The organism is Streptomyces sp. NPDC017936, assembly GCF_044328485.1.
Lineage (GTDB): Bacteria > Actinomycetota > Actinomycetes > Streptomycetales > Streptomycetaceae > Streptomyces.
In genome coordinates this window covers 279032-286829 of sequence record NZ_JBIRHK010000011.1, presented here as the reverse complement: position 1 = coordinate 286829, position 7798 = coordinate 279032, and the positions used below count along the sequence as shown (strand labels likewise).

The 7798-nt window shown below is 71.9% G+C and carries 7 protein-coding genes; all 7 read left to right on the top strand.

Features of this window, described 5'->3' with window-relative positions:
- Nucleotides 1–606: 606 nt before the first annotated feature.
- Nucleotides 607–1362: a hypothetical protein gene (locus ACH4F6_RS24200; protein WP_397962391.1), complete on the top strand. Its 756-nt coding sequence runs from the start codon at nucleotides 607–609 to the stop codon at nucleotides 1360–1362.
- Nucleotides 1363–1415: 53 nt separating this feature from the next.
- Nucleotides 1416–3614: a glycosyltransferase gene (locus ACH4F6_RS24195; protein ID WP_397962390.1), complete on the top strand. Its 2199-nt coding sequence runs from the start codon at nucleotides 1416–1418 to the stop codon at nucleotides 3612–3614.
- Nucleotides 3611–4888: an acyltransferase gene (locus tag ACH4F6_RS24190; RefSeq protein ID WP_397962389.1), complete on the top strand. Its 1278-nt coding sequence runs from the start codon at nucleotides 3611–3613 to the stop codon at nucleotides 4886–4888. The genes ACH4F6_RS24195 and ACH4F6_RS24190 overlap by 4 nt, the downstream gene beginning before the upstream one ends.
- A 145-nt stretch (nucleotides 4889–5033) precedes the next feature.
- On the top strand, nucleotides 5034–5849 hold the full coding sequence (locus tag ACH4F6_RS24185) for a phosphatase (RefSeq protein WP_397962388.1): 816 nt from the start codon (nucleotides 5034–5036) through the stop codon (nucleotides 5847–5849).
- A gap of 134 nt (nucleotides 5850–5983) precedes the next feature.
- Nucleotides 5984–6193 (top strand): helix-turn-helix domain-containing protein, encoded by a 210-nt coding sequence (locus tag ACH4F6_RS24180; protein ID WP_162655568.1) that lies wholly within the window; start codon nucleotides 5984–5986, stop codon nucleotides 6191–6193.
- 154 nt (nucleotides 6194–6347) lie between these two features.
- Complete coding sequence (locus ACH4F6_RS24175; protein WP_003948845.1) at nucleotides 6348–6446, top strand: 30S ribosomal protein bS22; 99 nt, start codon at nucleotides 6348–6350, stop codon at nucleotides 6444–6446.
- Between the two features lie 289 nt (nucleotides 6447–6735).
- Complete coding sequence (locus ACH4F6_RS24170) at nucleotides 6736–7797, top strand: NAD-dependent epimerase/dehydratase family protein (protein ID WP_397962387.1); 1062 nt, start codon at nucleotides 6736–6738, stop codon at nucleotides 7795–7797.
- The last annotated feature ends 1 nt before the right edge of the window (nucleotide 7798 follow it).

Below are 7798 nucleotides of genomic sequence, written 5' to 3'. Positions count from 1 at the left end.
CGAACGGGCCGGCCGCCGTCACCCGGTGCGCCCGGCGGGTCGAACGGGCCGGCCGCCGTCACCCGGTGCGCCCGGCGGGTCGAACGGGCCGGCCGCCGTCACCCGGTGCGCCCGGCGGGTCGAACGGGCCGGCCGCGGCTCCGTCGCGCCCACCGGTGGGGATATGTCCCGTAAGCGGCTCGTGGGAGGAACCGCCGAGCCGTCACCTATGCGCCACCTGTGAACGTCATCCCATTCCGTGAGACCGATGCTTTTCGTGAGGGGTCGACGTGCGAGGATCGTTTTCAGTCACGCCCATGGAGCCACCGTCTTCACACTTCTGACACAAATTCCTCGCTTCCCCCACATGAGTTATAGTCACTGATCAAAGAATCAACTATCTGGGGGCGCGCGGAGCAGGTGGGGGCCTGGTCCGGTCGGCGTGTGCTGGGCACCGTCTGCGCATCCCGCAGCGGTCCCGTGGGGGGTGGGCAAGTGGAAAATTGGCTGGATGACGCCCAACCGAAGGAAGCGGGCGGCGCATCCGCGACCGATGACTCCGTGTCCGGCGGGCACCGCACCGGCACGCAGCCGAGGAAGGCGCGAGCCCGGAGCTTCTGGGAGGCCGTGGACGGACCCGGATCCGCGCGCACCGAGGCGACGGCCACCCTGCCCGCCGGCGCCGCGCTCCTCCCGGACCCCGCGAACGCCGGTCCGGCCCGAGCCGTCCACGACCCGCACGAACTGACGGTTCAGCTCGCGAGCGTCGACCCGGCGTCCGTAGAGGGCGGCCCCGAGTCCCAGGACGGCGCCGGAAAGCCCGTCTTCGTCGACGAGTCGGGCCGCCGCAGCCGTCGGCTGCGCAGGCTGGGAGCGGCCGTCGGCATCGCCTGCTCCGTGTACGCCCTCGTGATCGTGGCCACCCTCGTCTCCGGCAACTCCAGCGCGCCGTGGCTGCCCCTGCCGGGGCAGGCCGACGGCACGCCCGTCGAGCAGGTCGAGACCTCCTCCGAGCCCTCGGCCGCGCCGAGCCCCTCGGGCTCGGCCGACGCCGCGCCGAGCGCGGGACCGTCGGCCCCCTCCGCGTCGACCGCGGCCACGGCCGGCGCCGCCGACGCGTCCGGCGCGAGCACCGACCCCGGTCGGCCGGAGGCGTCCGCGCCGCCCGAGGCCTCCACCGGGACGACGACCCGGAAGCCCGCCGCCACGGCGACCGCCTCCAGCCCCACCACCCCGGACCCGTCCGCGCCCGCGCCCGAGGCGAGCCAGTCCGACAGCGGCGGCGCCCCCTCGCCGACCGCCGACGACGGCACCGGCACCGGCACCGACACCGGCGGGGGCGACGGCACCGGCGACACGGGCCTCCTGTCGTCCCTCTTCTGAACCCGCTCCCCCCGCAGCCCGCTCTTCCTCCCGTCCCTGGAGCACACCTTCCGATGGCACTTCCCGCTCGCCGTCGCCGGGCCGCCGCGGCCCGTGACGGCGCCGTCCGGCGCCGCCGCGTCCCGATGCGCCTGATGCTGCCCACCGTCGTCCTGGTCGCCATGATGGCGATGCTGATGCTGCGCGGTTACGTGCACAGCGAGATCCTGGCCGACCACCGCATCCAGCCCGAGGCGTCCGCCGACGGGGTGCCCGACGAGATCCTGGACGGCGGCCCGGTCATCGACACCCGCGGCGGCCGCACCGCCAGCCGGGAGGTGCCCGACCACCGCCTGGTCCTGACCTTCGACGACGGCCCCGACCCGGAGTGGACGCCCAAGGTCCTGGACGTGCTCGAGAAGCACCACGCCCACGCGGTCTTCTTCGTCACCGGCACCATGGCCTCCCGCTACCCCGACCTGGTCCGGCGGATGGTCGACGAGGGCCACGAGGTCGGCCTGCACACCTTCAACCACCCCGACCTGTCCTTCCAGTCGAAGAAGCGCATCGACTGGGAGCTGTCGCAGAACCAGCTCGCCCTGGCCGGCGCCGCGGGCATCCGCACCTCGCTGTTCCGGCCGCCGTACTCGTCCTTCGCCGACGCGATGGACGACAAGTCCTGGCCGGTCACCGAGTACATCGGCTCGCGCGGCTACCTCACCGTCGTCAACAACACCGACAGCGAGGACTGGAAGAAGCCCGGCGTCGAGGAGATCATCAGGCGCGCCACGCCCCGGAACGGCGAGGGCGCGATCGTCCTGATGCACGACTCCGGCGGCGACCGCCACCAGACCGTCGAGGCGCTGGACCGGTTCCTGCCCGACCTCCAGTCCCGGGGCTACGAGTTCGACAACCTCACCGACGCCCTCGGCGCGCCCAGCGCGCACACCGAGGTCACCGGCCTCGACCTGTGGAAGGGCAAGGCCTGGGTCTTCCTGGTCGGGGCCGCCGAGAACATCACCGGTGTGCTGGTGGTCGGCCTCGCGGCGATCGGTGTCCTGGTCATCGGCCGGTTCGTGCTGATGCTGCTGCTGTCCGCCCTGCACTCCCGCAGGGTGCGGGCGCCCGGGTTCAGCTGGGGCCCGCCGGTCACCGAACCGGTGTCGGTGCTGGTCCCGGCGTACAACGAGGCCAAGTGCATCGAGAACACGGTCCGCTCGCTGATGGCGAGCGAGCACCCCGTCGAGGTGCTCGTCGTCGACGACGGCTCCTCCGACGGCACCGCCCGGATCGTGGAGGACCTGGGCCTGCCGAACGTGCGGGTCGTCCGCCAGGCGAACGCCGGCAAGCCCGCGGCCCTCAACCGGGGCATCGCCAACGCCCGGCACGACCTCATCGTGATGATGGACGGTGACACCGTGTTCGAGCCGTCCACCGTCCGCGAGCTGGTGCAGCCCTTCGGCGACCCGAGGGTCGGCGCCGTGGCCGGCAACGCCAAGGTCGGCAACCGGGACTCGCTGATCGGCGCCTGGCAGCACATCGAGTACGTGATGGGCTTCAACCTGGACCGCCGGATGTACGACGTCCTGGGCTGCATGCCGACCATCCCGGGCGCGGTCGGCGCCTTCCGTCGCTCGGCGCTGGAGCGGGTCGGCGGCATGAGCGACGACACCCTCGCCGAGGACACCGACATCACCATGGCCCTGCACCGCGACGGCTGGAAGGTGGTCTACGCCGAGAAGGCCCGCGCCTGGACCGAGGCCCCGGAGTCCGTGCAGCAGCTGTGGTCCCAGCGCTACCGGTGGTCGTACGGCACCATGCAGGCGATCTGGAAGCACCGCCGGGCGGTCGTCGAGCGCGGTCCCTCGGGCCGCTTCGGCCGGGTCGGGCTGCCGTTCGTCTCGCTCTTCATGGTCGTGGCCCCGCTGCTGGCGCCGCTCATCGACGTCTTCCTCCTCTACGGGGTGGTCTTCGGGCCCACGCAGAAGACGATCGGGGCCTGGCTGGGCGTGCTCGCCGTCCAGGCGGTGTGCGCGGCCTACGCCTTCCGGCTCGACCGCGAACGCATGACCCACCTGATCTCGCTGCCCCTCCAGCAGATCCTCTACCGCCAGCTGATGTACGTCGTCCTGCTCCAGTCCTGGATCACCGCCCTCACCGGCGGCCGGCTGCGCTGGCAGAAGCTGCGCCGCACCGGTGTCGTCGAGGCGCCGGGCGGCCCGGCACCGCGGCAGCACACCGGTGACACCGACGATCGGAGGCCTGTCGCATGACCCAGGGTTACTCGACCGGGACGGACGCGGGCGCCGAGCGGGCGCCGGCGCCCGTCGTCCCCCAGCAGCGGATCACGAGCGCCTTCCCGGAACCGGCCGCGGCGCCCGAGGCCGGGGCCGCGACCGCGGCGAAGAAGCCGGGCCGTGACCGCTACCTCGACCTGCTGCGCACCGTCGCCCTGGTCCGCGTGGTCGTCTACCACCTGTTCGGCTGGGCCTGGCTGACCGTGCTGTTCCCGTCCATGGGCGTCATGTTCGCCCTGGCGGGCTCGCTGATGGCGCGCTCGCTGAAGCGTCCCGCGCCGGGCGTGATCCGCAGCCGTGTCCGGCGGCTCCTGCCCCCGCTGTGGGTGTTCGGCGCGGCCGTGCTGACCCTGCTGTTCGCCGGGGGCTGGAACCCGCTGGAGGACCCCGACCACGGGGGCACCCTGGGCATCGTCGAACTGTTCAACTACGTGGTCCCGCTCGGTGCGCCGCCGTTCCCCTGGAGCATCGGCTCCAAGTCCGGCGTGCTGGAGAACACCTGGGCGGTGCAGGCGGCCGGTGTGCTGTGGTACCTGCGGGCCTACCTGTGGTTCGTGCTCGCCTCGCCGCTGCTGCTCCGGGCGTTCCGCAGGGCGCCCTGGGTCACGCTGCTCGCGCCGCTGGCGCTGACGGCGGTGGTGGGCACGGGGGTCGTGTCCATACCCGGCGAGACCGGCAACGCGGTCACCGACTTCGCGGTCTACGGCAGCTGCTGGGTGCTGGGCTTCGCCCACCAGGACGGGCTGCTCGCGCGGATCCCGCGCTACGTCGCGGTCTCCTGCTCGGCGCTCGTCATGGCCTTCGGCCTGTGGTGGGCCTCGGGGCACCTGGGGCCGGACGGCTGGGACCTCAACGACATCCCGCTGGCCCAGGCGACCTGGTCCTTCGGGTTCGTGGTGATCCTGCTCCAGTACTCGCCCTCGTGGCAGGAGCTCCCGCGCGGGCTGGCCCGCTGGGACCGGCTGATCACCCTGTCCAACAACCGCGCCGTCACCATCTACCTGTGGCACAACATGCTGATCATGGCCACCGTCCCGGTCATCGACACGCTGTACGGACTGCCCTTCATGGAGAGCGGCGGCGCCACGGGCTTCCTCGACTCCACGTACATGCTGTGGATGTTCGTCCTGGTCTGGCCCCTCATCGGGGTGATGATCATGGCGACCGGCTGGGTCGAGGACATCGCGGCCAAGCGGAAGCCGCGCCTGTGGCCCGACGGGCGCGGGAACACGGCGCGCCGGGCGCGCTAGGCGGTTCCGTCCGGACCGGCGACCGGCGGGTCCGGACGGAACCGCCCGGCGGGTCCCGGGGCCGTTCGTCGTTCCCCTTACGCCGACCGTGCGCTCTTCGCGGGTTCGCGGGACAGCCCCCGCCCGGCTGCCGCACCATCGGGCCGTGCTGAGTACCGCGGCCCTCCGGGCCCATCTGCTGGCCGCCGGGCTGGCCGGGGTGGTGGCCACCACCCGGGAGGAGAGCCTTCGGAGCTACCGGCTCTTCGCCTCCCGGGATCCCCGGGTGTTGATCGGGCTCGATCCCGAACGGGCATGGGGGGTGCGGGACCTGGTCGCGTTGATGGCGGACAGATGTGGGGTTTCGGCCGACCCCAGGAACGTTTCAGGGCATGATGTGATCGATCCCGAGCGGACCCTGGCCGCGCTGGACGCCTTCGCGGAGCGGCTCGCAGAGGCCGCCCGGAGCGGTGCCGCGGTGCTCCTGGGGACCGGGCACCCGCATCGGCTGCTCGGGTTCTACGCCGGGCTCGCGGACGCTTTGTCGGCGGCCGGCTGTGGTGTCCTCACTCCCGCGCAGGGTCGCTCTGTCGACATAACGACCCGGTTCGGCCTACGCACGTACAACCTGGACTACGTACAAGGTGTCGCGTTGGTGCGGGAACCCGGGGCCGGGCGCCCCGGTGGTGCGACCGGCGTGCACACCCACTCGCCGCTCCCGGTTCGGCTGGCGCTCGCGGCGGCCGCGGAGGCCGGCGGGCCGTTGCCGGAGCTGGTGATCGGGGACCACGGGTGGGTCTGCGGCGCAGGTCAGCTGGGGTTCGAGGCGATGGGACTGGCGGACACCGACGATCCCGCGCCGTTCGTGGGGGAGGCCGAGGGGTCGGTGTCCGTCGTCGTTCCACTTGATGACGGGGTGCGGTCCGGTTACTACCGGCCGCTGGCCCGCTACGTACTCAATCGGGCGTGTCTGTCACGGTAGGCCGCCGATGGGTGCACCTCTTCCCCACTCGCATCACCCGCCCCTACATTGGGGAGTGAGCACGCAGCGACGAAGAGTCACCGGAAGGGGAAGCCGGTGGCCGACGAGTCGAGTGCGGAAGGTTCAGGTGTGTCATGGCTGCTGACCAGAGGCCTCTGAGCGAGGTTCAGTTCCTTACCGTGGCGGAAGTCGCCTCGGTGATGCGAGTGTCGAAGATGACCGTGTACCGGCTGGTGCACAGCGGTCATCTGCCCGCGATCCGGGTGGGAAGGTCCTTCCGCGTCCCGGAGAACGCGGTTCACGAGTACCTCCGCGAGAGCTACGTGGGGGTGGAAACCGCCTGACGGCGCGACCGGGGGGACCCGACCGCAGGGCACTTCCGGGTCCCTCCGCCCCTCGATTACGACCTCAGCGCTCGGGCGGGTAGGCTAGCCCCTCGTAGGTCGTATGGGCCCATGGCGCCCAGCACCGAGTGATGAGAAGTGAGCGAGGGTAGTCGTGGGCTCTGTTATCAAGAAGCGGCGCAAGCGGATGGCCAAGAAGAAGCACCGCAAGCTGCTCAAGCGCACGCGCGTTCAGCGTCGCAACAAGAAGTAAGTTCGCGCGACGCGAGCCGCGAAAGCGTGGTGTGGCCCCCCACTGTGTGACGGTGGGGGGCCACACGCATGTCCGGGGCGTGTGCGGAGGGCTGAACACTGTGCGGGTACCGGGACGGGCACGGCGGCCGGTCCGGTCCCGCGACCGGCTCGTTCCGTCACTTCGCGCGTCGGGCGGTCATCACAGCGCAACACCGGCCCGCTAAGTTGGCCCGCGGACGGGGAACGCGGCAGGGTGGCGAGCAGGTGCGACAGCCGGGCGGTACCAGGGCGGAAGGAAGGCGCTGATCATGGGCAAGGTGGTGCTCGTGACCGGAGTGGCCCGTCAGCTGGGGGGCCGGTTCGTACGACGGATCCAGCGTGACCCGGAGGTCGGCCGGGTGATCGCGGTGGACGCCGTGCGGCCCGAGCACCATCTCGGCGGGGCCGACTTCATCCAGGCCGACATCCGGCAGCCCACCATCGCGCGGGTGCTCGCCGAGACCGGCGCCGACACCGTCGTCCACCTGGACGTGACGGCCACCGCGCTGGGCAGCGGCAGCCGGACCACGGTCAAGGAGACCAACGTCATCGGGACGATGCAGCTGCTCGGCGCCTGCCAGAAGTCGCCCGGCGTGAAGCGGCTGGTGGTGAAGTCCAGTACGAACGTCTACGGGTCCGCGTCCCGGGATCCCGCCGTGTTCACCGAGACCACGCCGGCCAAGTCGCTGCCCAGCGGGGGCTTCGCCAAGGACATCTGCGAGGTCGAAGGGTACGTGCGCGGCTTCGCCCGGCGCCGGCCCGATGTGGCCGTCTGCGTGCTGCGGTTCGCCAACATCCTCGGGCCGGCCGCCGAGACGCCGCTCGCCTCCTACTTCTCGCTGCCGGTGCTGCCGACAGTGCTCGGCTACGACCCCCGGCTGCAGTTCGTGCACGAGGACGACGTGATCGAGGTGCTGCGGATCGGCTCCCACGAGCCGGCGCGGGGCACGCTCAACAGCGGCACCTTCAACATCGCCGGGGACGGCGTCCTGCTGCTGTCACAGTGCTCGCGGCGGCTCGGACGGCCCACGGTCCCGCTGCTGCTGCCCGCCGTCACGTGGGCGGGCTCCCTGGTCCGTACGCTGGGTATGTCGGACTTCTCGCCCGAGCAGATCCGGTTGCTCACCCACGGCCGGGTCGTGGCGACGGACCAGATGCGCGACACGCTGGGCTTCACGCCCAGGTACACGACCGCGGAGACCTTCGCGGACTTCGCACGCAGTCAGGGGCCGGGTCTCCTGCCCCCCGAGGCCCTCGCGGGGGCCGTCGACCGGATCGCCGCGCTGCCCCTCGCGGGAGGCGGCAACCCTCCGACGCAGAGCGCCAACTGAG